Below are 21,792 nucleotides of genomic sequence, written 5' to 3' on the forward strand. Positions count from 1 at the left end.
TAATTTGCACGCTACGAGCCATATACAAGACCGTTAGCCAGCATTAATATCGTGAGACAACTAAAAATAGAAAATTTAAAAAGGGAAATTGAGAATTTCAAAGTTGATGAAGAAAATTCCTATTTAAATAGCTACCAAGAATTCATCCAGTATTTCAGTAAAATACCAAAAATCGAAAAACATCATTTGATAATTTCAAGTCATTTCGTTTATGGGTGGATGCCAACAATTTTAAAATTAAAACTGAACAATTTAGAAGAAGTACTTCAAATTCTAAACAAAGCCAAAACAGACAAAATTTTAAATTATAAAGAACTTGAAAAATTGAGAATTTCAATTAATAATTCTTTGGTAGGATCATCAAAACTGCTTCATTTCATAAATCCAGAAATTTATCCAATTTGGGATAGCAAAATTTTCAAATATTGGTCCGGAAATAAAACAACATACGGAATTCAAAAACCTGAAAATTATTTAGAATTTACCAACCAGGTTAAGAAAACTATTCAACACAAAGAATTTGCTAAAATTCATAACAAGATCAATGAATTACTCAAGTATGACGTAAGTTCTGTACGTGCTTTAGAATTATTAATATTTCAATCTTATAAATAGATTAAAATGAATAAAAGCAAAGTAATCGACCTCAATATCAAAAAGGACTACAATAGAAAATTGGATAAAATTGTAGAAAAATTAGAAGATATTGACAAGGTGATTTTCGGATCTATGATTGAACTTTCAACTTCTGATAAATGGAAAGATTGGTCAGAAAAACAGAAAGAAGGAACTGTTTTTGAATTTAATGAGACAATGTTCGAAAACTGCCCGGATATTAATGTTGCAAAACTACTTGATTTGAGAAGAAAATTAGATTCCACAATTCTTGAATTAACGCAGGCTAACAAAGAACTAAGCTAACTTCCAAGCATTTTATCCCAATTTTGATACATAATTTTCATCATACGGTAAACCCGATTTTGCCACTGCAAAAGCCTGTTTTAGCAGTTTATTGCATACGGTAATTAGCGCGAGCTTCTTACTTTTTCCTTTTGCTATTATTCTCTCGTAGATATCCCTGCAGGCCTTATTATGTTTACAGGCAGTAAAGCTGCACATGAACAGTAGGTTTCTAAGCTTTGGATTACCCATTTTACTGATTCTACTTTTGCCCCGCACAGTGGATCCTGATTGACGAATAATTGGAGTAATTCCAGCATAGCTACATAACTGGTTCCCATTCTCAAAATTGGTAAAACCATTAGTTAATACTAATAACATAATACCTGTTTTGTTGCCTATTCCTGGAATACTTCTTAGAAGTGTAAGCTGCTTTTGTTGCTCATCTTTAACAATCTCACTTAATCGATTCTCAAGAGTTAATAGTTCCTTTTGTAGCACTTTAAGTGATCTTTTTAAGGAATGATAAACGACTTTTGATGGTTTGCCTAGTACCTTTTCTCCATGAAGCTTATTCTTTAGTGCTGTACTCTGCTTAGTATAAATATCTATTAAACGAAGTAACTGAAGGGCTTCCGCCTGGCTATTGTCTCTTCCCATGTACAAAGGTACCTCATTGATACATGCATATTCGCATATCGCTTTGGCATCGGACTTATCCGTTTTCACTTTAGAGAGCTTCATCTGGATAAAACGCTTTACTGATAAAGGATTTACTACTGAGACTTTTATTCCTTGCTCATAAAGAAACTGTGCTAGTCTATAGTGATAATACCCTGTAGCTTCCATGACCACCAAGTCTTCTTTAATTAGAATCTTTAAAAAGCCTTTAAAACCAGAGCCAGTATTTTCATACTGAAAATACTTCCCTTTTGAGTTGGCCACATCAAATACTCCTTTACTGATGTCTACACCATAAATTTCATTATTTTTATTCATAGAAAAATGATTGAGAAAGGACACCTACTTTGGTTTTCATCGACTTAAAAACGAGATCCAGGTCTCATAGAACTAAACGAAATTAAAGTAGAAAAGAGACGGGATTATCAATGTTGACGGAATCTCAAGTTCCCACGCGTATTATAACCTTACTCCTCTCTTTTGTTCTTTCATATTAACGGATAAAAGTTAAGAAATCAAACTTAAGACGTATATCGCAAATAGGCGGTAAAATTCTAAAGAAAATATTTAACTTGATCAACAAATAAAATCGTTAAGCCGACAAATTCGCGTCCCCTACTCCGCCAACTTGCGTTAGTGTGCCGAGCAAACAATGACCGGCAATAAATAGTCATTGTGAACTATAATTAAGATGGTAGAATCGACCTACCGGTGTCGTCTTATAGGAGAAGGCATCAAACCACCCAAAGATGCTTTGGTAAAGAGCCAAGGTATTGAGCGTTTAGGAAACGGCCAGTCAAGAATTGGTCAGGTATGATTAAGAGAGATGAACAAAAGTGAACCCCTTCTGAGGTGTCGAGAAGTTGCTACATCCTGTCAAAAGCCACGAAGTATCGCACGGGGTTAAAGAGTATAGCAGTTACCTATTTATTGGCTATACGTATCCACCCCACCAACTGCATCTTGATTAGTTAACTTTCTACCGATAGCTTTGCTCTAAAATAATATTTATTATGAGCAAACAGGGAGAAATGTACACTTTAGTTAATGACTATCGTAATAGCGGTCTTTCGGCAAAAGCTTTTAGCAAAGAAAAAGGAATCAGTCCTTCCACCTTTTGTTACTGGATCCGCAAAAAGAAAGATGAAGATCGGCCCGGGGGATTTGTAGAAGTTACCAAGGGATTAAAGTCGTCATCGGGTGAGCTGGAACTTATTTATCCCAACGGGGTCAAACTCCAAATGAATGCTGCGGACCTGGGACTTATTGCCCGGTTAGTTAAGTTGTATTAATGTTCTCCTTAGGTTCCTCCCATAATTATCACTTTTATCGTAAGTCTTGTGATATGCGAAAATCATTTAATGGCTTGAGCGGGCTGGTGAGAAATGAGCTCAACCGGAAGCCTACCAGCGGTGATGTGTTCGTTTTTCTTAACCGTAACCGCACCCATCTCAAGCTGCTTCACTGGGAGCGGGGCGGCTTTGTTTTATACTACAAACGTCTGGAGCGCGGAAGCTTTACTCCGCCTGTAATTAAAGAAGATCAGACCAGTTTTACCTGGCCGCAATTGGTACTGATGATAGAGGGTATTACGGTTGAAAAAAGTGTTCAGAAACTGCGCTACTCCCACTAGAAAATAATCGTGTTTTATTAGTAAAAACAGGGGTTCACGGTAGGTTTAACAGGTCTGTTTTTGTATCTTTAACCCATGCAAGAACCCTTAGAAAACCTTACTAAAGATCAGCTTTTGGTCCTCCTGAAGAAGGAGACGAAAAAGAGGGGAAAAGCTGAAAAAAGTGTTTCCAAAAGGGAGCAAGAAGTTAAAAAAGCACAGCATGAGATTGCTGACCTGAAATTCCAGGTGGAGTACTACAAACGTCTGGCCTTTGGCCAAAAAAGGGAACGTTTCGAAGGGGATAAGAACCAGTTGGGCCTTCCCTTTGAAATGGAGCCCCAAAAGGCAGCGGCACAAGAATCCGGGTTAAAAGAAAAGCTCAGTGGCCAGCGTCGCAAAAAAACTTCCAACCACAAAGGAAGAATGGCCCTTCCGGAGCATCTTGAGGTCAAAGAGATCGAGATCTATCCTGAAGAAGATATTACCGATATGGTTTGTATTGGCAAGGAAGTGACCGACGAGCTGGAATACGAGCCTGCCAGATACTATATTAAACGCTACATCCGCTATAAGTATGCTCCAACCAATAAAGAAGGAGTAATCATCGGGGAACTTCCCGAGCGGGTGATCGAAAAGGGAATCCCGGGGGCCGGACTCCTAGCTTCGATCTTGGTCGATAAGTACCAGGACCATCTCCCGCTCTACCGACAGCTGCAACGCTTTAAAAGGGCGGATATCCCCATAGCCTCCTCCACACTGGAAGGCTGGACCAGGCAAAGCCTTAAAATCATCGATATCCTTTACCAACACCTACTGGAGGATATTCGCTCCAAAGGATATCTGCAAAGTGACGAAACCCCCATAAGGGTAATGGATCCCGCTAAAAAAGGAAAAACACATCAAGGGTATTATTGGGTACATCATTGTCCCATGGATGGCAGCGTACTCTTTGATTACAGGCCCGGGCGTAGCCGTGAGGCTGCCGATCATGTATTGGCCGGGTTTAAAGGCTACCTTCAAAGTGATGGCTATGCCGCTTATGATAAAATCGGCAAGCGTGAAGGGGTTACCCACCTGAACTGCTGGGCCCACGCCAGAAGGGAATTTGACAAGGCAAAAGATAATGATAGGGAGCGCGCTGAAAAAGCATTGGGCTTTATCCAGAAACTATACGCGGTAGAAGCCCAGGCACGAGAGCAAAACTTAAGCCCGGAGCAGCGTAAGTCCCTGCGATTGGAAAAAGCACTGCCTGTCATCAATGAATTTGGCAAATGGATGTTCGATCAGATGAAGCATCGGCTAATCCTTCCCAAAAGTCCTATCGGAAAGGCCTTCAAGTATTCTATGGATCGTTGGGACCAACTTAGCGCCTATCTTTTTGATGGTATTCTGGAGATCGATAATAATTTAGTGGAAAATGCCATCAGGCCATTGGCACTGGGCAGAAAAAATTACCTGTTTGCAGGTTCTCATTCAGCAGCAGAAAGAGCCGCAGGAATCTATTCCTTCTTTGCCATCTGCAAAAAGCACGAGGTGAATCCATTTGAGTGGCTTAAATATACCCTAGAGAATATTATGTCCATCAACCATAAGAACATCCGAAATCTCTACCCACAGAATTACAAGAAATTACAGCAAGTTTAGATCAAGTTTACAAGAAGGGAATCCGGTAAATAAAATTATGCTAAGTTAGTAGATGTGGTTGGTGGGCCGCATACGTTGTACTAGCCTGTAATTTTTAAAAAATAACATTTATAGCGGTTTATATAAGTAAAGATTGGTGTGTTTGTTTATGGGGTAATAGAGCTTCTTGGAAGTATTTTAAGGGAGACCGTAATGGGCATTAGGGGGTTATAGTTAGATTTAGGATAGGGGAGAAACAAGAATTACTTATAGTCTTTTACCGCAGTATTTTACTTATTCTCCGCCATATTTTGCAGGTATACCCACACTTTTAGATTCTATAGTCCATAAGAGGCTCACTATCCACCATCGTTCACCATAGTAAGTTAATTGATAGCTGTTTATTCCTTTTTCTTCAGTACCTTCAGAATCTTTACCATAAAAACTCTGGAATACTTGAGCAATTCCATTGTATTCATCGACAACTTTATGAATTTCTTTTTCAAGATATCCTTGTTCATAGTATGGGTCTTTCAAAAGACTAAGGAATTCATCAAGGGATACCGTTTCAGCCATTGTAGAATCAGCAACAGTGAATATTGCAGAGGGATGAAATAAATTTCTAATGGCTGTTGTATCCATCTGTTCTCCTTTTTCTATGGTTATTTGATCAAGTAGTTCATCAATAATTCCGTCAATAGATTTAACAGGAGCATCTGTTTGTACTTGAGCTAAAGAATTGATTGAAACGGTCAAAAAAAATATTAAACTAAGTAAGTATTTCATACAGTTTCCAATTAGTATTGATGATGGTATTTGAGAACTAAAGATAGTAAAAAGAATTGAATTTTATTTGTAACTTGTTGTTTATGTGTAGTATATAAACGTGTGTAAATAAATATACTCGGACTATCGCTGGTTATCTTTTAGGAATTAAGAGGTCCGAAAACCTTACTCAACTAAGTTGCTTCAAGCGGTTTTTCTATTATAACTGAACTATTTGGAGACTTGCTAATAAGGGTCTTAAAAATTTTAGAAAGAAAAGGTAATAGGTTGTTGGTTAGATTAAGAAGGAAAGATAAGCGCAAAATATTATTGATCTTAGCTATTAAGAATTTCTAAGATCATCTATCAGATTAGTACATTAACTAAAAATTTCAACTTTAATATTAACTAACGCTAACAAACATTGAGTACAGGATTCAAGAGATTTGTTATATTTGTAATAAAAGCTGAGATTATGGGAGCCACAGAATTAAGGGAAAAATGGAAAAAATCTATTAAGACGGTAGATGTACGTTTTCTTCAAATGGTAGATGCCTTATATGAAGGTTATTTTAAAAATGAAGTGGTTGCCTACTATCCAGATGGCACCCCTATGACTCGTCAAGACTATAAAATGGCTTTAGATGTTGCTGAAAGTCAAATAGAAAAGGGAGATTTTATTACCGCTGAAGAATTTGAAAAAGAAGAGAATTAGTGTTGGGCAAAATTACTCAAGTAGTTTGGACAAGACAAGCTAGAGAAGCGCTTACAAGCATTTTAGATTATAGGTACAAAGATCTACCCGCTGCCAGAAAAATCGTTAGAAAAGATATCATTGAGGCTTCCAAAAAAATTGTATTTGCAGAGCAGTACCAGCAAGATGAAATCTTCTCAAACTATCGCAGAATAATCGTTAGGGATTACAAATTGCTTTATAAACACCAAAATGAGATGGTGTATATCCTAAATGTGGTTTGTACCAAAGCTAATAATTAGAAATTGATTTTTGTAATTTATTAAAACTTCAATAATAGTTTAAATTTTTGATTATAAATAGATAGCGATGAATATTCAGGCTGAAAAAATAGCCTTTGCAAAAATGCTTTTAGATACTGAAAATCCAAAAATAATTGAGTCTATAAAAAAGATCTTCCAAAAAGAACAAAGCCCAGACTTTTGGGATAGCTTATCTGTGGAGCAACCTGAAGAAATTGAAAAAGCTTCTCTAGAAATTAAAAATGGTGAAGTAACAGATTACGACACCTTTATGCAAAAACATAGATAAATTGAGCGGGAAAATTGTCATTTCAAAAACAGCCAAAAGAAATTAGCTCAACTTTTTGGGTATTTACTTACAGAATGGTCTATTAAGGTTAAAACCGATCTTATTCAAAAATTAGATTCTTCTATAGAAATAATTAAAATCGGCTGGATGAGTACTTTAGCTAAAATGTATATAAAGAAACCCTTTTTTGGTTTATATATGAGTTGTAGCATATTTAAGAAATATGTATCGATACTTTTATATATCGGAAAATATCGATATGTTTGTGAAATGAATTTAAAATTGGCCACAGAAATAGGGAAGTGTTTATCAAACCAAACTAGAGTTCAAATTATGGAGTGGCTAAAAGACCCTAATAAGAATTTCCCGCCACACGACTCGTTAAGGAATTTTGATGATGGAGTTTGCGTAACGAGCATCAAAAATAAATCAGGTCTTTCACAATCTACTATTTCAAATTATTTGACAAATATGGAAAAGTGCGGATTACTTATTATGATAAGACACGGAAAATTTTCATACTTAAAAAGAAATGAAAAACTAATAAAAGAATATTCAGACTTTCTAAAATAAAAAAAAATTATCTGAACATATCTATATATTTAAATATAACGAAATGAAAAAAATATTAATTACTGGAGGATTAGGAAAAATAGCAAAACATTTTGTCAAAAACTTCAACCATACATATGAAATAACTGTTGCGGATATTGTTACTGACAATGATGTCTTTACGGACAATGTGCAAATCGAAAAGGCAGATTTGATGGATTTTTCAGTGTGCTCTAAACTGTGCGATGGAATGGACATCGTTATCCATTTGGCAGGAATAGTCGATCCGATTTCAGAATCTGACGAAATTTTGGAGACCAATATAAAAACAACTCAAAATATATTTAAAGCAGCCGTAGAAGCAAAATGTAAAAGACTAATTTTTGCCAGTAGTGCCCAGACCATCGAAAGTTATCCGACTGATATTCAGGTAAACAAAAATATGCTCGTAAAGCCAAAAAACATTTACGGAGTTTCAAAATGTTTTGGAGAGGCTTTAGCAGCCTATCACGCGTATAATAATGGTATTTCTGCGATTTGTTTGAGAATTGGAGCTTACGAATTTCCAAAAGACTTTACCGAAATGAATGCAAGAGATTTAAGTGCTTTTTTACATCCTGACGACTTTAATCAATTATTGATTGGGTGTATCGAAACAAAAAAGTTACAATATGAAGTTCTGAATGCCATATCAGATAACAGATATAAACGATTGGATATATCGGAAGCAAAAGAAAAAGTTGGATATCAACCAAAAGCTGATGCGTTTGAATTGTTTAACCTTGTAAAAGAATAAAACAGCGAGGGGAATGCATCCGATAAAAAGGTGTTTTAAAACTTCAATACATAACAATGGGAAAAATCTCTAACAGGCTATAAAATTAATATTCCGATATAGGTAGCTCTGAAAAGAAATACTATTTTTATAGGTATTCATTTGTGTATGGAAATCAAAATGAAGTCCTGGAACAAGATACTATTAATAAGTGCAGTCGTGCTCATTTTGGTAGTTGGTTCAGGATTTCTATTATACCAGTTTTTAACTTCGCTGCAACCCCCAGAAATTGAAAAAGCTTCTCTAGAAATTAAAAATGCTTCAGTATTAGTGCTGAAGAATAGGGCAGTGAACGGGAAAAATTTTATAATCCGGATAATCTTTGAACTTATTCTGAAGGCGTAGCTGTTATTTACTTTTTTAGTGTACGTTTAGAAGTCATATGGGTTACAAAAAGTGGATTTATATTTGAAATTAAGGCTGTTTAGGGTTGCTTCTCCGTATCCTGTATTTGACAAAAACAAAAGAACAGTTGGCCATTCTAGATTTCAGGTAAAGCTTATTTTCCAATGATCACTTTTCGATGTGCTATTCCCCAATCTGTAAGATTGTTAATGATGGTTTTTAGTGATTTTCCGTGTTCAGTAAGTTGGTATTGAACAGTCACGGGATGGGTATCTAAAACTTTACGTTTGACCAATTGGTTAATTTCCAATTCCTTTAATTCTTTACTCAACATTCTGTTGGAAATCCCATCGATGTCATTCAAAATATCGGAAAAACGCCTTTGGTTGTAATAACACATTGAGGAGAGAATAGGTATTTTCCATTTTCCACTCAATACGTCCATTGAATCCTGTACGGCTCTCATTTCTTTCTTGTGTTCCTTTCCAAAATCATTTGTATGACAATTCATAATGTTACTTTGTTACACCGGTGTTACTGTTATTTTTAGACACAAAGTTACTTAAAATAACTTCCCTAATTTACCTTTGTTCCCATAAACATAACTAAATTAAAAAAAAATGGATTTTACCAATAAAAATGTAGTGATTACGGGGGGAACCACAGGTATAGGTTTTGCAACAGCAAAAGCATTTATCGAGGCAGGAGCAAGCGTTTGGATAACTAGCAGAAGTGCCGATAACCTGCAAAAAGCAGCACAAAACCTTAGCAGTGCTAAACTGAAAACAGTGGTTTCAGACACTTCCAGTTTATCAGGGATTACTGTTTTAGAAAAAGCAGTGGCAGAAAGCGGAAGCAAAATAGACGTACTTTTTTTAAATGCAGGAATAGCGGTATTCAATTCTATTGAGCAGGTAACTGAAGTCGATTTTGATGCTCAATTCAACACTAATGTAAAAGGAAGTTTCTTCACGTTACAAAAATTACTTCCTCATCTTAACGATGGTGGAGCTGTACTATTTACTTCGTCAACTGTAGCAACAGCGGCCAGTCTAGAATCAAGTGTTTATGCTGCAACCAAAGGAGCACTCAATAAAATTGCCCAGGTTGCTGCCAATGAGTTAGCGCCAAGGAAAATCAGGGTAAACATCGTAAGCCCAGGACCAACGCAAACCGAAGGTCTTGATGGAGTTGTATCCGGCGAAGCAAAGGATTACTTAGCTTCCACCACCTCTTTACAAAGATTGGGCAATCCCAATGAGATTGCAAACGCTGTTTTGTTCTTAGCTTCTAACAAAGCTAGTTTTATTACAGGAACAGAACTGCTGGTAGATGGTGGTGCCATCAACAACTTAATGAAATAATCTCGCTAAACATCTTATTCAATAAAAACCGCTGACAATAAAACTGTTAGTGGTTTTTGTTATTCCATTGGCAGGTGTAAGTTAGCCTACCATCTTGCTTACGATTTTAGACCGATCATCAATGAACTTGAACTAAGGACTAAAAAATATATAGAATTTAAATAGAAGGCTAAGACCAAAGCCTAGGGCAATTAGCAGGATCTTGAATTTAAATACGCTTATCCTTGATTTGCAAACTTTTTAAAGCGATGTACCCTATAGTTTTGTAAAAAAACAATTATGAAGAGTACACAAAAAGTTTGGTTGATTACCGGCGCCTCTAAAGGAATGGGACTTGAAATCACAAAAGCAGTTTTGAAAAATGGCGATAAAGTCATTGCAACTTCTCGAAATACGGACACGCTTTTAGAAAAAATTGAGCTTAACGCTATCCTAAAAGAACGAAAATTACAACTCGAGGATAATTTGCTCCCGTTAAAATTGGATATCACCAATGAAACCGCCGTAGAAAGCGCTATCTTAAAAGGCATAGAGAAATTTGGACGAATAGATGTTGTAGTCAATAACGCAGGATATAACCTGTTGGGGAATATGGAAGAACTAAGTGATGCCGAGTTTCGAAAAACAATGGATGTGAATGTTTTTGCAATGGCTCATATCCTTAGATACGTGTTGCCCCATTTACGAAGGCAACAATCTGGACATATTATTAACACTGCTTCGATGATGGGGTATATGAGCTATCCGTGCAATGGAAGTTACAGTGCTTCCAAATATGCAGTTATAGGATTATCCGAGGCTTTGGCACAAGAAGTTAGGCCATTTGGCATTAAGGTGACCATTTTGGTACCAGGAACCTTTCGCACCAATTTTATGAATGAGGACACCCTAAATGTGGCGCAACATAAAATAGACGCCTATAATTTAGATACACAGGTAGAACAGTTTACGGGGTTGGATGGCAAACAATTGGGAAATCCTAAAAAATTAGCACTAGTCGTCATTAAACTTCCAGAAATGCCCAATCCTCCTTTGCACCTTCCATTAGGTTCTGATAGTTATAGCGCCATTGTAGAAGTTCGTAAAAATGAAAAGAAAGAAATGGAAGAATGGAAAACCTTATCTTTATCTACTGATTTTAAGAAAAAATAAGTTGAAAAAAGCTGCTCCATATAAAATTGAGTCCATAGCTGAACTTCATAGGTTATTCAATTTGCAAACACCAATCCATCCTTTAATAAGCGTGATTGATTTTGAGCATATAAAATTCGATGCCAATAAAATTTGGAGCAGCTTTTATTATGATTTCTATTGCGTAGCCATTAAAAAAGGTGCTTCCGGCAAGTTTCGGTATGGTCAAGGGGATTATGATTTTGATGAAGGCATAATGAGTTTTACCAAACCAGGTCAAATCTTTTCTGTTACGAATCCTACAGATGACCCTGTGTCTGGATATATGATGGTTTTTAAACCAGACCTTATACGTCATTATGAATTAGGAAAGAAGATTGGAAATTATGGATTCTTCTCTTATGCTACCGCAGAGGCACTTCACCTTTCTGAAAAAGAGGACAAGGTTATTATGTCCCTGATGCATCAAATACAGGAAGAAATAAAAACTAATATTGATTATTATAGCCAGGATTTAATAGTTTCGCATATTGACCTGCTTCTCAATTACGCAAAGCGTTTTCACAACAGGCAATTTCTAACGAGAAGTTCCATCAATAACGACATCGTAATAAAAATGGAAGTATTAATGGATGCATATCTAAAAAGCGAGGCTACACAATTGGGTGTTCCAACCGTCAATTTTTTTGCCGAAAAACTCAATCTCTCTCCCAATTACTTAAGTGATCTCTTGAAAAATATCACCGGTAAAAATGCGCAAGCACATATTCAAGAATCCCTGGTAGAAAGAGCCAAAGAACTGCTCTCGACTACCAATTTAAGTATAAAGGAAATAGCCTATGATTTAGGATTTGAATACCCTCAATCCTTTAGTACGATGTTTAAAAGGAATACGCAACAAACACCTTTACAATTCCGAGCATCATTTAATTGAAAAAAATATTACCACTCAAAAAAATTTATAATACCTTTAGTAATAAGGCGAATGAAACAAAACGGTGAAACATACAACAATTTCAGGATAGCTGTTCCGACAGAATTTAAAAACATATTTTCTCATTTCTATTGTGCCGAAAATAAATCCAATGAAACGATAACAAAAACGTTATTACCTTCTTATCAAACCATTTTCATTTTCAATTTCGGAACAAAAGCATTATTCAATTCCAAACAAAATACGCAAATAGAAATGGACAAATGTCTTGTGTTGGGAACAATCAGAAAAGCATTTCAATATTCGTTACCACCCCAATCAAAAATTTTGGTTGCCAATTTCAAAGACGATGCGTTTTATCGGTTCTTTGGCAATATTTCGTTAGCTAATCATTCACCAATACATCCTGATGAACTCTTGGATGAAAATTGCTTTACTTCATTGTGGTATGAACTTGAAAAAAATGATAATGCAGAGGGACAGGTAAACTATATCCTTGAGTTTTGCAAATCCTATTTACAACCACGGGACAAAATAGCTGAACAATTAATAAATTTTAAAGGGCAGTCGCTAAATCCTATTAAAGCAATTGCTATTGATAATGAACAAACTAAGCGGAATATTCAAATTAAACAGAAAAAATATTTCGGGTATTCGGTAAAAGAAATTAACCGCTATAAACGATTTTTAAAAGCCATTGAATATATTGAAAATATTGCTTCAAAGGCTTCGAAGGAAGATTGGTTTACTATCATCAATAATTGTGGTTACTACGACCAAAGCCAACTTATTAAGGACTTTAAACATTACCTAAATCTTAGCCCCACAAAATACCTGAAATTCCAACAAGATATTTGTAATCCTATACATTGATTTTCGTTTTCTTACAATTTTAGGGAAAAGCAACATTCTACTTTTGTTATAACAAATCAAAAAGTAGAAAATGAAACATTTAGTGATTTATGCTCATCCTAATGAGCAAAGTTTGAATGGGCATCTGAAAAAAGTAGTTACAGAACACCTTACCCAAAATGGACACGAAGTAATCCTTAGGGACTTATACCAATTGAATTTTAATCCTGTTCTTTCACTGGAAGATATGGAAGGCCAGCGAATAGGACGGGTTAATGAAGAGGTAAAAACTGAGCAGAATTATATCGTATGGGCAGATTGTATTACATTTATACATCCGATTTGGTGGACAGGTTTACCTGCGATACTAAAAGGCTACATCGACCGGGTTTTCAGTTATGGCTTCGCTTATCAATATGACCAGGGTATTCAAAAAGGCTTACTTGTAGACAAACAAACCGTCATCATTAATACACACGGGAAATCACGTACCGAATATCACAATTTGGGAATGGACACGGCTCTTTCGTTAACATCCGATAAAGGTATTTATTCTTATTGCGGTTTAGAAGTGAAGCAGCATTTTTTCTTTGACAAAGCAGACAGGGCAAATTCCGAAGTTATTGAAGAATGGACGAATCAAATAAAATCTCTATTCGTAGAATGATTTATGTCTTCAAAACTTCGGTTAGTTCCAAAGAACTGGTGCATCGACTAAAGTCTCAGCTTGACAAAATATTTGTGGATGGAAAGTGGAATTTTGATCTTGAAGACAGCGATAATATTTTACGCCTAGATGTTAGTAGGGTTCAAAGGGACGAGACCATTTCTTACCTGAAGTCTCAAAAAATTCATTGCCAAGAACTACATTAGAAAATTTCAAAATAGCTAAAACAAAAACGAATGAATCAGAGAAAAAACATCTTCGATAAAACGACCTATAATCCATTTCTTATTAAGGGTTATAAAGTAGCAAAAAAAATTCTAAAATACAGTTTGTATATATTATTACTGTATTTTGCTTATGAAGGATTTATGGCTTGGGAATAATAGAAAAAGCCCAGCTGCCAATAATTTAGATAAAATAATTTATTACGATGGGAAGGAGCGAATTTTCTAATGACTACAAGCTAATATATCTGTCGCAATTGAAAATCATTTTTTGTTATTCCTTAGAGTTCATTATATCAGGACATAGAACATTTTTATACTATTTAAATAAATGATTTTAATTAATTTTAGGAGTATAAACCTAAAGCTTCTTGCCAGTCCTTTATCGGTAGGGAAGGAGCCACTTCAACCAATGAAAGAGATCCTTGCACATATTAAAACAATTGAACACGGCTTCAAACATATCATAGAAGCTGGAAATAGTATCCTAAACGATAAGAGTCAACATCATTTAGAGCTCGCACAAGAATTTTTGACAGATGAAAGTTATCAGGTAAGAATGTTGGGCACTTATATGCTAGGGGAACTTTCAACCGATCATCCACAAGCCTTAGAAATCCTGAGAACAACAGTGGCGCAGGACCAGAATTGGAGGGTTCAGGAAATGTTAGCCAAAGCCTTTGATCACTTTTGTGCTCGCTTGGGTTATGAAAAGAGTCTACCCACTATTAAAGAGTGGCTATCACAACCCAACCCCAATACTAAAAGAGCAGTTATCGAAGGGCTAAGAATATGGACAGGTAGACCTTATTTTAAAGAAAATCCACAAGTTGCGATAGCCCTGATAAGCGAACACCGGGAGAATGAAAATAAGTATTTAAGAAATTCTATTGGAAATTCCTTACGGGATATTCGAAAAAAGCACCAGGAGGTCGTAGACCGGGAAATATCTCATTGGGTTAATGATCCACGGTTTGGTGATCTAAAAAAATTAATTCAAAAATAAGTTTGGCCCAATCGCAATTATTAGCAATAGAAACTAAGATTTAGTACAGCCTTAATAGGTAATAATTGAAAAATGCTAAAAGATATTTTCTGGTAAACCTATGTTAGATCTAGATTGGAAATACCCATACAAGTCTCTAAAAGGCTATAAAAAATAATATTCCGATATAGCTAGCCCTGAAAAGAAATACTATTTTTATAGGTATTCATTTGTTTATGGAAATCAAAATGAAACCCTGGAAAAAGATATTATTAATAATAAGTGCAGTCGTGCTCATTTTAGTACTTGGCTCAGGAGTTCTATTATACCAGTTTTTTACATCCTTGCAGCCTCCAAAAATTGAAATTACCGAAAACTATATTTCGACAAATAGAGATTTTATAAACGGGGTAACCATTGAAAAAATTACTGTAGATTCCATCGGCGGAAATGGATTGCCTGCTAAATACAAGGTAAATTATGTGACTAGCTGTATAATTGATCACCCCAAAGGGCGACCACCAGAGCCACTAGATAAAATTGTATTCCACAAAAAAGGTAACTATTGGTGGATTGAAAATACAGCTGATTTTCAATACGTACATAAAGGTTTAGGGAGGGAAATCGTTGACGGAAAAAATCGACTTCCGTTAAGTGCAGGATTGAAAAGGTTATCCACCTGCCCAATGGAATTCGAACGAGAACAATGGTATTTTATTACCATTGGTGATCCACAAGTGACCGGGATATTCTTCATCATCGATAAAAACGGGAATAATAATCAATACTTAATGCCGAGTGGAGTTTCACCGATATAGTTTTGCGTTTTCTGTTTCATACTGATTTATTAGACTTTGGAAAAAAGCACTACTACTTGAACTTTTTAAAATTTGATTCTAAGAGGATTATTCTTTATTTTTTATTAGGGATTTTAATTTTAAAAGTAGTACCTACATTCACTTCACTGTTTACCTCAATAGTTCCGTTCATCGTTTCTATCTGGTTTTTGGTGATATACAGTCCGATGCCTCGGGCATCTTTATGGCTGTGAAAGGTTTGATACATTTTAAACAGTTTATTGCCATAGGTGTCCATTTCTATTCCCAGTCCGTTATCTTCAAAAACTACCGTGGTAAAATTTCCTTCCGATTGCGCAGAAATTTTGAGATAGCTATCCCGGTCTACAGCACTATATTTAATGCTATTGGTCATAAAATTTAGAAAAATACTTTCTAAATAGGAGCGTACCCCAATCATATAGGTTTTCGGTTCAACATCAGTAACGATTTCTAAGCCATTTTCTTTGGCCAGTGGAAGTACACTTTCCACATTCTTTTTTATCAATGGATAGATATCAATTGGTTTAAAATCTTTAGGGTCTGATAAATTCACTTCCACAATTTCATTTAAATCCTCAATGGTGTCTTCGAGATTTGATGCTGCCTGAATTAAATATTTAAATGTTTCCATTTCATTTAACGTAGTATTCTCTTCTTGCATAAAATGTATTAGCGTATTGATAGCACTAGAATGGGAGCGTAAATTATGGGAAACAATATGGGCAAAGTTTTCTAACCGTTCGTTTTGATCGTTTTTTATTTGTAATAAACTTTGAATCTTTTCTAAGTGCTGTGCCTTTTCAAGTTCATCTTTTTTGTGTTCAGAGATATCTTCAATAAAACTCCATATCTTTTTTTGTCCGTCGATATCTTCTACCAAAATACCTCTTAAAACAACAGGGTATTTTTCCCCGTTCTTTTTAATGTACTCTTTTTCATAAGGACCATATGAACCCTTTTCGTTCATCGATTCTATCTGTTGTGCTTCTTGCAGTTCATACTCCTTCGGGGTGACCTCCCAGTAATTTAATTTTAAGAATTCTTCTCGGGTGTAACCGGTAGAATCTAAGAGTTTTTGGTTCAATTCTAAAAATGCCCCTGTTTCAAAATCATTAAGGGCAATGCCAATTGGGGAGAGCTCATATAATGATTGCAGAAGTTTTTGCCTATAAAGAACTTCAGATTCTTTATTTTTCTGTTTGGTAATATCCGTAAGTGTTCCGTAAATGTGACTAGGTTCCTCTTTATCTGCACCAAAATTAAATTGGGCATTAGCACTTATCCAGATGTATTTGCCATTGTTGTGCAAAAGTCGAAACTGATACTCAAAACGATCCTTATCATTATAATGTTTTTTAATTTTCTCCTTTAAGCCAGAAAGGTCTTCCGGATGAACCAGCTTTTGGAATTTTTCTAAAGAAGGGTTTTGTTCATTGGGATAGCCTGTAATTGTCCACCAGGCTTCATTAATTTCGAGTGAATAATCGGTGATATCACATTCAAAAGTACCCATATTTGTACTATTGGTAATGTACTGAAATCGTTTATTTAACTTAGAAAGTTCTTTATTGGTTTGGGTAAGAACTTCCGATTGTTTTCTAAGTTCCAGTACATTCATTACCTGTTTGGAGAGTAAAACCAATTTGTTTTTCTGCTCCTCACTTAATTCCTTTGGCTCTCCGCCTATGGCGCAAACGGTTCCTAAAGCATAACCGTTTTTATTTATTAACGGATAGCCGGAATAAAATATCACCGGATTTTCACCAGTAACAAAGGGATTATCTTTAAATCGTTCGTCTTTTCTGGCGTCGGTTACAACGGTAGGATGATCTACATTATTGATGGTATGAGCGCAAAAGGTAAATTCCCTGGGAAATTCCCGTACTTCCAGTTCCATCCCAAAAGTGGATTGAATGTATTGCGTTTCTTTATCAATAAGGGATATAAGAGCGCTATCGGTGTTACAGATTTCGGCAACCATAGCACTTAAAAAATTCAGATCTTCTTCCTCTATAGTGTACTTATCATACTCAGAAGCTTCTCTAGATCGCTCAGCATCATTGAATGGAATGGGCGGAGTTTTCATAGTTTTTATTGTAAAATACTGTTTTTTTATTAAAAAAGTAAGTATAAACTCACTTAATCGATGATTATGCAAAATGATTTAGTTGAATTTCTCCTTTTGATTGATACCTATTCTTAGAAAATTATAGTAGTGCTTATTTTCGGGATGGGTTCGTTGGGTGAGTATACGCGGTTTTTTGATAATGATATTGCGTTTTCTGAAAATAAGGATTCCTAAAACGTATTTTAAGGTGAAAATGAAGTTGAAAGTGGATGGAGTTGAAATAAAAAGTTTAGAACCTTAGAATAGATAAATTTGAAATAGTTTTTTAATAAGGTTTGATTACGGAAAACCATAAGGAAATTTGAGTAGGATAATTGAAATTTGAACTTAAATTTTAATCAAACAAAATAAGTTTAAACTTTAAAATCAAATAATTATGACAAATCCAAAATTCCAAATGTATAAATCTGGTAGCGAATTTCGCTATCGTTTACGTGCCAGAAATGGTGAAATTATCCTTCAAGGTGAAGGCTACACAAGTAAACAAGGGTGTCAAAATGGTATAGCTTCCGTTAAAGCTAATGCACCTTATGATTCCCGTTATGAGCGAAAGCTGGCTACTAATAATCAATACTATTTTGTACTGAAGGCTACCAATGGGGAAATCATCGGTGTAAGTGAAACCTATACCACAGCAGCGGCACGTGATAATGGTATTGAAGCAGTTAAACGTGACGCTCCAGATGCGCCTACAGAGGATTTAACTTAGTAATTGCTTTTTAATAATATTTGAGAATGTCTCTTTATACATTTTAAGAGGCATTTTTTTTGCTATAATATTTTGACTAAGCTGATCGTGGTATTATAAACTAAAATCTATCTTAAGCTTTAATTCTTTTTTTGATTTTATGCTTTATAAAGTTGTTTGTACAGCGTATTCTACTGCTGAAAATTATAAATCTACTTCGTCAGTAATTTAGTTACAAAATTCTTCTAATATCATTATAAATCTGTTGCTGATGGAACAGTAAATCTTCTGGGGTGATGTTCGCCTTAGCAATAGGAATTTCCCTTTGCATATCTTGAAGTGTAAACCGTACCTTTTTATCCTTCCCATCGGCAAAGGCCACAAATTCCCCTTGTTTCAATCGAAAAAAAGCATCAGCCCTTCGTTTGGAGACTTCTTTTTCCCCTTTGGTAATCCGGCTTTCGTAACTAAGTCCACTGCTTTTACTAACACTTTTGGTCGGGGTTTTGATGATCTCAAAAAAGCGTTCATAATATTTAGCCGTATCGGGGTCATTCACTTTCCCAAAAAACTGGTAGGACAGGTTGCTTAGGATCGCCTTGCTCGCTTTATCGCCATACAACAGATCGTTCTGCACCTTGTCCTGCATCACATAAACCGTAGAAATATCATAACTGCGCAGCGTGGCCGGAATGCGATGCATATTGGGCAGTTTGAGGGTCGACGCTTCTTCCAGGAGTAAAAAAGAAGCTTCGCGTCCCCGTATGCTCATCTGTTTGATCATCGTATGTATGATCATTGCAATAACGGGAGAATAAGCCCCATCATATTTTGGATGGTTCACCAGTGATACCACTGCCGGATGTTCCGGGTGGTTGATATCCAAAGGCACTTCATCTTTGGAGAGCACATAGAACAGCTTTTGGGAGCTGATCTTTTTAAAGGCATTGGCCAGGGTACTTTTTACCCCGGCAGTCTGTTTTTCTGATTCTATTCCATTGATAAAGGCACTGGCCATACCGAGCGAGGTTAAATCTGATTTTAAAAATGCCACCAGTTTTTTAGTACTGACCACTTGAAACAGGGCAATAATGTGGGGCAAGGTGCAGCAATCAGGATAAGCGGTTTTCATCTTCCAGATCATCCCGCTTAGTAAGCCTTCCACGGCATCCGAGAAAAACTTATTACTACCGGTGTTTGCCGAGAGGTTCTGTTCCAACAGGTTTTCCATCAGCACCCGGGAGACCTCATTCACACTTTCCTCATTAGGCAAGTATTTTGGGGCAATAGGATTGACCCGGTAATGGATTTTATCAAAAGCGATGGTATAGAAGCTCAAGTTTTTATTTTTGAATAGGGGATAGGCCATTTCTGTGAGTTCAAAATCTTTATAATCGTGGATCACCCCACAAAAACCATAGTGACTAAAATGCTGCAAGAAGTTATAGATCACACTTTCGGTTTTTCCACTTCCTGCCGATCCAATGATGGAGGCACCCCGACGGATATTATCCGCTTTAAAATGTCCGTTACTCAACTGAAAACGCACCTGGTATTTTTTATTCTTTGGTACTTTGCGTTCCGCGAAAAACAGTCCGTATACCACCGCACCCACGAACAAAGCTGGGACGATGATATAAAGGGTAATATGTTCCCATTGCCAGTTCATATCCCAATCGATCCTGATTCAATCGCCTTGCCCACCCCTTTTTTCAATTGATTCAGCGCTTTTATAGCCAGTTGAAATTTATTTGTAGGGATATTTAATACCGCCGTATTCACTCCTGATTGCTGTAATAATTTAAACGCCATTGCCTTTTCATTGGCCGGGAGCTTGGTGATCGTAGAAAAATACAATTTCGGATCTTTAAGAAACGTTTTTCGGGCGGTATAGCTTTCTACATAATTTCGTTTATAACGGAATAGTTGATCAAAGGTTTTTTCTGAATTTTTGATAAAAGCATTACGGTCAAAACCTCGTTTAACCATCTTTCCGTGCATTTCTACTTCCGAGGCTTTGTGCTTACTTCCCGGGAAAGGCTGTACCGGTTGGAGGCATCCTTTCGGCTGACGATGATATGGATATGGCTCTGCGGTCCCGGTTTGGCCATTCCCCGCACGATACGTTTTCCGCCCAATTGATGGGGTGCTGCTGCTTCCAGTCGTTGGATTTCCTTTTGAAGTGTCTTAGTATTCCCAACGCGCTCCCCCCGGTTGATACTTCGGATATCATTTTTCAACGCCAAAATCTTCGTTGCATAGGGCTGATTTTCCCGCACCTGTTTATCGGTACCTTTAAACGTGCGCTGGCGTTCTACCTTGGCATAATATTTAATATCCGTAATAGCCACCGGACGACCATCGATTTCCCGGTGAAAAGCCCTGGCGTATTCTTTCATTGCTTCCCGGGTATAGCGTTTGAGGGCTTCCGGGGAATCCTGAATACTTTTAAGTTCCCGACCGCTTGGATTTAGGGTAATCGAATAGAACTTGGGCTCTTTGTTCTTAAGTTTGGCTGTATTGCCATCGATTTCCCGGATGACTTCTTCGGCAGTTATTTCATCGTGCTGCTGATCAAAAAAATGTTCCAGTTCGGGAAGCGGTTTGCCTTCATTTTCCTTTTCCAGGTAATCCACAAAATCGGCAGCACTTTGTGCATAATTACCCTGCACTTTCTGAGCGGTGATGGTGATGTACATTGTCGAGTTCTTTTTGAAGTTCTTCTAATTCTTCTGTATTCATATTCAGCTTGTAATATCCCTTCCCAAAAGTTCCTTTCACATAGGTTAAATGTTTCAGTAGGTTTTTCGTGTTATTTCGGTAGGTGCTCAGTTCTTGCAGCATCTGGTCATAGCGTTTTTTGTAATGCTCTAGTTCGGTATCTCTTGAAAGGGTTTCCGGCGTTCCAAAATCAAACTGTTCCACTTCTTTTTCTTCCTCGTCTACCTTGTTTATTTCTTGAAATAGCGTGTCCAGCATCGCCTTGGTTGGCAGGGTCTGTTGCTTTTCAATATTCCGTACAATAGCAATCAGGGCATTAATCCTTTTTTTGGTCGCATCCGTTTTTACGCCAAGATTATCATTAGGGTCAAGATTGTTCCATTTAAAGAAGTTCAACATCGCCTCTAGGGTTTCCGAATGTGATTTGGAAATTTCTTTGGAAAATGCCCGAAATCGCTCGGCAATATCTTTTTTGATATTGATCCCTGAAAACCCGTATGTTGAAAATTTCTTCATTTTTACTGCAAAAAAGTGCCTGTTTACAATGGGTTCCAAGGGTTTTGCTGCAAAGTCCTGAAAATCAGTATAAATAAAATATATTTAAATAGCTGATTATTAGTTGTTTGCATAGAAATTGGCAGCTGAGACACCGCTTTGC

The 21,792-nt window shown here is 36.4% G+C and carries 26 protein-coding genes and 1 pseudogene; 20 read left to right on the top strand and 7 right to left on the bottom strand.

Annotated elements, in window-relative coordinates; genetic code table 11:
• The first annotated feature begins 51 nt into the window (after positions 1-51).
• Positions 52-615, top strand: a complete 564-nt coding sequence (locus tag QWY91_RS18355; RefSeq protein ID WP_290236954.1) for a hypothetical protein — start codon at positions 52-54, stop codon at positions 613-615.
• 6 nt (positions 616-621) lie between these two features.
• A complete protein-coding gene (locus tag QWY91_RS18360; protein ID WP_290236955.1) occupies positions 622-921 on the top strand; it encodes a hypothetical protein in 300 nt (99 codons plus the stop codon).
• Between the two features lie 12 nt (positions 922-933).
• On the opposite strand, the gene QWY91_RS18365 is transcribed toward QWY91_RS18360, so the two are convergent.
• On the bottom strand, positions 934-1,899 hold the full coding sequence (locus QWY91_RS18365; RefSeq protein WP_290236956.1) for an IS110 family RNA-guided transposase: 966 nt from the start codon (positions 1,897-1,899) through the stop codon (positions 934-936).
• A gap of 695 nt (positions 1,900-2,594) precedes the next feature.
• On the opposite strand from QWY91_RS18365, the gene tnpA reads away from it, so the two are divergent.
• The 3 genes from tnpA (at position 2,595) to tnpC (ending at position 4,840) form a co-directional block, all read left to right on the top strand.
• The gene (tnpA, locus tag QWY91_RS18370) at positions 2,595-2,873 is read left to right on the top strand and encodes an IS66 family insertion sequence element accessory protein TnpA (RefSeq protein WP_290233135.1); all 279 of its coding nucleotides are present in this window, start codon (positions 2,595-2,597) and stop codon (positions 2,871-2,873) included.
• The gene (gene tnpB / locus QWY91_RS18375; RefSeq protein ID WP_290232202.1) at positions 2,873-3,214 is read left to right on the top strand and encodes an IS66 family insertion sequence element accessory protein TnpB; all 342 of its coding nucleotides are present in this window, start codon (positions 2,873-2,875) and stop codon (positions 3,212-3,214) included. Before tnpA ends, tnpB begins: the two co-directional genes overlap by 1 nt.
• Before the next feature lie 75 nt (positions 3,215-3,289).
• Positions 3,290-4,840, top strand: coding sequence for an IS66 family transposase (gene tnpC / locus QWY91_RS18380; protein WP_290233132.1), 1,551 nt, complete (start codon positions 3,290-3,292; stop codon positions 4,838-4,840).
• Between the two features lie 273 nt (positions 4,841-5,113).
• Here the strand turns inward: tnpC and QWY91_RS18385 are convergent, their stop codons facing one another.
• Positions 5,114-5,605 carry a hypothetical protein gene (locus QWY91_RS18385; RefSeq protein ID WP_290236957.1) on the bottom strand — a complete coding sequence of 164 codons (492 nt, stop codon included), beginning with the start codon at positions 5,603-5,605 and terminating at the stop codon, positions 5,114-5,116.
• A 454-nt stretch (positions 5,606-6,059) separates the two neighbouring features.
• Here QWY91_RS18385 and QWY91_RS18390 point away from each other — a divergent pair, with 454 nt between their 5' ends.
• From QWY91_RS18390 to QWY91_RS18410, 5 genes are all read left to right on the top strand, one after another.
• Positions 6,060-6,299, top strand: a complete 240-nt coding sequence (locus tag QWY91_RS18390; protein ID WP_290236958.1) for a hypothetical protein — start codon at positions 6,060-6,062, stop codon at positions 6,297-6,299.
• Between the two features lie 2 nt (positions 6,300-6,301).
• Complete coding sequence (locus QWY91_RS18395; RefSeq protein ID WP_290236959.1) at positions 6,302-6,580, top strand: type II toxin-antitoxin system RelE/ParE family toxin; 279 nt, start codon at positions 6,302-6,304, stop codon at positions 6,578-6,580.
• Positions 6,581-6,647: 67 nt separating this feature from the next.
• Complete coding sequence (locus tag QWY91_RS18400; RefSeq protein WP_290236960.1) at positions 6,648-6,869, top strand: hypothetical protein; 222 nt, start codon at positions 6,648-6,650, stop codon at positions 6,867-6,869.
• Between the two features lie 147 nt (positions 6,870-7,016).
• Positions 7,017-7,442 carry an ArsR/SmtB family transcription factor gene (locus tag QWY91_RS18405; protein WP_290236961.1) on the top strand — a complete coding sequence of 142 codons (426 nt, stop codon included), beginning with the start codon at positions 7,017-7,019 and terminating at the stop codon, positions 7,440-7,442.
• A gap of 43 nt (positions 7,443-7,485) precedes the next feature.
• Entirely contained in the window at positions 7,486-8,217 is a 732-nt protein-coding gene (locus QWY91_RS18410; protein ID WP_290236962.1) for an NAD-dependent epimerase/dehydratase family protein, read from the top strand.
• A 538-nt stretch (positions 8,218-8,755) separates the two neighbouring features.
• Here QWY91_RS18410 and QWY91_RS18415 read toward each other — a convergent pair.
• The gene (locus tag QWY91_RS18415; protein ID WP_290236963.1) at positions 8,756-9,112 is read right to left on the bottom strand and encodes a winged helix-turn-helix transcriptional regulator; all 357 of its coding nucleotides are present in this window, start codon (positions 9,110-9,112) and stop codon (positions 8,756-8,758) included.
• Positions 9,113-9,221: 109 nt separating this feature from the next.
• Here QWY91_RS18415 and QWY91_RS18420 point away from each other — a divergent pair, with 109 nt between their 5' ends.
• The 9 genes from QWY91_RS18420 to QWY91_RS18460 all read left to right on the top strand — a co-directional run bounded on the left by QWY91_RS18420 (position 9,222) and on the right by QWY91_RS18460 (position 15,576).
• Entirely contained in the window at positions 9,222-9,965 is a 744-nt protein-coding gene (locus tag QWY91_RS18420; protein ID WP_290236964.1) for an SDR family oxidoreductase, read from the top strand.
• Between the two features lie 279 nt (positions 9,966-10,244).
• Positions 10,245-11,117 carry an SDR family NAD(P)-dependent oxidoreductase gene (locus tag QWY91_RS18425; RefSeq protein WP_290236965.1) on the top strand — a complete coding sequence of 291 codons (873 nt, stop codon included), beginning with the start codon at positions 10,245-10,247 and terminating at the stop codon, positions 11,115-11,117.
• Positions 11,053-12,030 carry a helix-turn-helix domain-containing protein gene (locus QWY91_RS18430; protein ID WP_290236966.1) on the top strand — a complete coding sequence of 326 codons (978 nt, stop codon included), beginning with the start codon at positions 11,053-11,055 and terminating at the stop codon, positions 12,028-12,030. Before QWY91_RS18425 ends, QWY91_RS18430 begins: the two co-directional genes overlap by 65 nt.
• 51 nt (positions 12,031-12,081) lie before the next feature.
• Positions 12,082-12,903 carry a helix-turn-helix domain-containing protein gene (locus tag QWY91_RS18435; protein ID WP_290236967.1) on the top strand — a complete coding sequence of 274 codons (822 nt, stop codon included), beginning with the start codon at positions 12,082-12,084 and terminating at the stop codon, positions 12,901-12,903.
• A gap of 70 nt (positions 12,904-12,973) precedes the next feature.
• Positions 12,974-13,549: an NAD(P)H-dependent oxidoreductase gene (locus QWY91_RS18440; protein WP_290236968.1), complete on the top strand. Its 576-nt coding sequence runs from the start codon at positions 12,974-12,976 to the stop codon at positions 13,547-13,549.
• Positions 13,546-13,755 carry a hypothetical protein gene (locus tag QWY91_RS18445; RefSeq protein WP_290236969.1) on the top strand — a complete coding sequence of 70 codons (210 nt, stop codon included), beginning with the start codon at positions 13,546-13,548 and terminating at the stop codon, positions 13,753-13,755. Before QWY91_RS18440 ends, QWY91_RS18445 begins: the two co-directional genes overlap by 4 nt.
• A gap of 30 nt (positions 13,756-13,785) precedes the next feature.
• Positions 13,786-13,932, top strand: coding sequence for a hypothetical protein (locus QWY91_RS18450; RefSeq protein WP_290236970.1), 147 nt, complete (start codon positions 13,786-13,788; stop codon positions 13,930-13,932).
• 253 nt (positions 13,933-14,185) lie between these two features.
• Positions 14,186-14,779 (top strand): HEAT repeat domain-containing protein, encoded by a 594-nt coding sequence (locus tag QWY91_RS18455; protein ID WP_290236971.1) that lies wholly within the window; start codon positions 14,186-14,188, stop codon positions 14,777-14,779.
• A 227-nt stretch (positions 14,780-15,006) separates the two neighbouring features.
• The gene (locus tag QWY91_RS18460) at positions 15,007-15,576 is read left to right on the top strand and encodes a hypothetical protein (RefSeq protein WP_290236972.1); all 570 of its coding nucleotides are present in this window, start codon (positions 15,007-15,009) and stop codon (positions 15,574-15,576) included.
• 94 nt (positions 15,577-15,670) lie between these two features.
• Here the strand turns inward: QWY91_RS18460 and QWY91_RS18465 are convergent, their stop codons facing one another.
• The gene (locus QWY91_RS18465; protein ID WP_290236973.1) at positions 15,671-17,683 is read right to left on the bottom strand and encodes a sensor histidine kinase; all 2,013 of its coding nucleotides are present in this window, start codon (positions 17,681-17,683) and stop codon (positions 15,671-15,673) included.
• Positions 17,684-18,101: 418 nt separating this feature from the next.
• On the opposite strand from QWY91_RS18465, the gene QWY91_RS18470 reads away from it, so the two are divergent.
• Positions 18,102-18,434: a YegP family protein gene (locus QWY91_RS18470; RefSeq protein WP_290236974.1), complete on the top strand. Its 333-nt coding sequence runs from the start codon at positions 18,102-18,104 to the stop codon at positions 18,432-18,434.
• A gap of 211 nt (positions 18,435-18,645) precedes the next feature.
• Here QWY91_RS18470 and QWY91_RS18475 read toward each other — a convergent pair whose 3' ends face one another.
• From QWY91_RS18475 to QWY91_RS18485, 3 genes and pseudogenes are all read right to left on the bottom strand, one after another.
• Positions 18,646-20,082: a type IV secretory system conjugative DNA transfer family protein gene (locus QWY91_RS18475; RefSeq protein WP_290236975.1), complete on the bottom strand. Its 1,437-nt coding sequence runs from the start codon at positions 20,080-20,082 to the stop codon at positions 18,646-18,648.
• A pseudogene (mobB, locus tag QWY91_RS18480) lies at positions 20,079-21,112 on the bottom strand (MobB family relaxase). The gene QWY91_RS18475 and the pseudogene mobB overlap by 4 nt, the downstream one beginning before the upstream one ends.
• Positions 21,075-21,650, bottom strand: coding sequence for a BfmA/BtgA family mobilization protein (locus QWY91_RS18485; protein WP_290236976.1), 576 nt, complete (start codon positions 21,648-21,650; stop codon positions 21,075-21,077). Before QWY91_RS18485 ends, mobB begins: the two are co-directional and overlap by 38 nt.
• Positions 21,651-21,792: the final 142 nt, after the last annotated feature.

It is taken from the genome of Zunongwangia endophytica, assembly GCF_030409505.1.
In the GTDB taxonomy this organism is placed as follows: domain Bacteria; phylum Bacteroidota; class Bacteroidia; order Flavobacteriales; family Flavobacteriaceae; genus Zunongwangia; species Zunongwangia endophytica.

Bases quoted from the DNA above. Each gene is read 5' to 3' on its own strand.
- QWY91_RS18440 (WP_290236968.1), top strand. From the start codon at position 12,974: ATGAAACATTTAGTGATTTATGCTCATCCTAATGAGCAAAGTTTGAAT.
- QWY91_RS18460 (WP_290236972.1), top strand. From the start codon at position 15,007: ATGAAACCCTGGAAAAAGATATTATTAATAATAAGTGCAGTCGTGCTC.
- QWY91_RS18455 (WP_290236971.1), top strand. From the start codon at position 14,186: ATGAAAGAGATCCTTGCACATATTAAAACAATTGAACACGGCTTCAAA.
- QWY91_RS18475 (WP_290236975.1), bottom strand. From the start codon at position 20,082: ATGAACTGGCAATGGGAACATATTACCCTTTATATCATCGTCCCAGCT.
- QWY91_RS18400 (WP_290236960.1), top strand. From the start codon at position 6,648: ATGAATATTCAGGCTGAAAAAATAGCCTTTGCAAAAATGCTTTTAGAT.
- QWY91_RS18445 (WP_290236969.1), top strand. From the start codon at position 13,546: ATGATTTATGTCTTCAAAACTTCGGTTAGTTCCAAAGAACTGGTGCAT.
- QWY91_RS18430 (WP_290236966.1), top strand. From the start codon at position 11,053: ATGAAAAGAAAGAAATGGAAGAATGGAAAACCTTATCTTTATCTACTG.
- QWY91_RS18415 (WP_290236963.1), bottom strand. From the start codon at position 9,112: ATGAATTGTCATACAAATGATTTTGGAAAGGAACACAAGAAAGAAATG.
- QWY91_RS18465 (WP_290236973.1), bottom strand. From the start codon at position 17,683: ATGAAAACTCCGCCCATTCCATTCAATGATGCTGAGCGATCTAGAGAA.
- QWY91_RS18435 (WP_290236967.1), top strand. From the start codon at position 12,082: ATGAAACAAAACGGTGAAACATACAACAATTTCAGGATAGCTGTTCCG.
- QWY91_RS18390 (WP_290236958.1), top strand. From the start codon at position 6,060: ATGGGAGCCACAGAATTAAGGGAAAAATGGAAAAAATCTATTAAGACG.
- QWY91_RS18420 (WP_290236964.1), top strand. From the start codon at position 9,222: ATGGATTTTACCAATAAAAATGTAGTGATTACGGGGGGAACCACAGGT.
- tnpC (WP_290233132.1), top strand. From the start codon at position 3,290: ATGCAAGAACCCTTAGAAAACCTTACTAAAGATCAGCTTTTGGTCCTC.
- tnpA (WP_290233135.1), top strand. From the start codon at position 2,595: ATGAGCAAACAGGGAGAAATGTACACTTTAGTTAATGACTATCGTAAT.
- QWY91_RS18470 (WP_290236974.1), top strand. From the start codon at position 18,102: ATGACAAATCCAAAATTCCAAATGTATAAATCTGGTAGCGAATTTCGC.
- QWY91_RS18385 (WP_290236957.1), bottom strand. From the start codon at position 5,605: ATGAAATACTTACTTAGTTTAATATTTTTTTTGACCGTTTCAATCAAT.
- QWY91_RS18485 (WP_290236976.1), bottom strand. From the start codon at position 21,650: ATGAAGAAATTTTCAACATACGGGTTTTCAGGGATCAATATCAAAAAA.
- QWY91_RS18365 (WP_290236956.1), bottom strand. From the start codon at position 1,899: ATGAATAAAAATAATGAAATTTATGGTGTAGACATCAGTAAAGGAGTA.
- tnpB (WP_290232202.1), top strand. From the start codon at position 2,873: ATGTTCTCCTTAGGTTCCTCCCATAATTATCACTTTTATCGTAAGTCT.
- QWY91_RS18425 (WP_290236965.1), top strand. From the start codon at position 10,245: ATGAAGAGTACACAAAAAGTTTGGTTGATTACCGGCGCCTCTAAAGGA.
- QWY91_RS18450 (WP_290236970.1), top strand. From the start codon at position 13,786: ATGAATCAGAGAAAAAACATCTTCGATAAAACGACCTATAATCCATTT.
- QWY91_RS18405 (WP_290236961.1), top strand. From the start codon at position 7,017: ATGAGTACTTTAGCTAAAATGTATATAAAGAAACCCTTTTTTGGTTTA.
- QWY91_RS18410 (WP_290236962.1), top strand. From the start codon at position 7,486: ATGAAAAAAATATTAATTACTGGAGGATTAGGAAAAATAGCAAAACAT.
- QWY91_RS18360 (WP_290236955.1), top strand. From the start codon at position 622: ATGAATAAAAGCAAAGTAATCGACCTCAATATCAAAAAGGACTACAAT.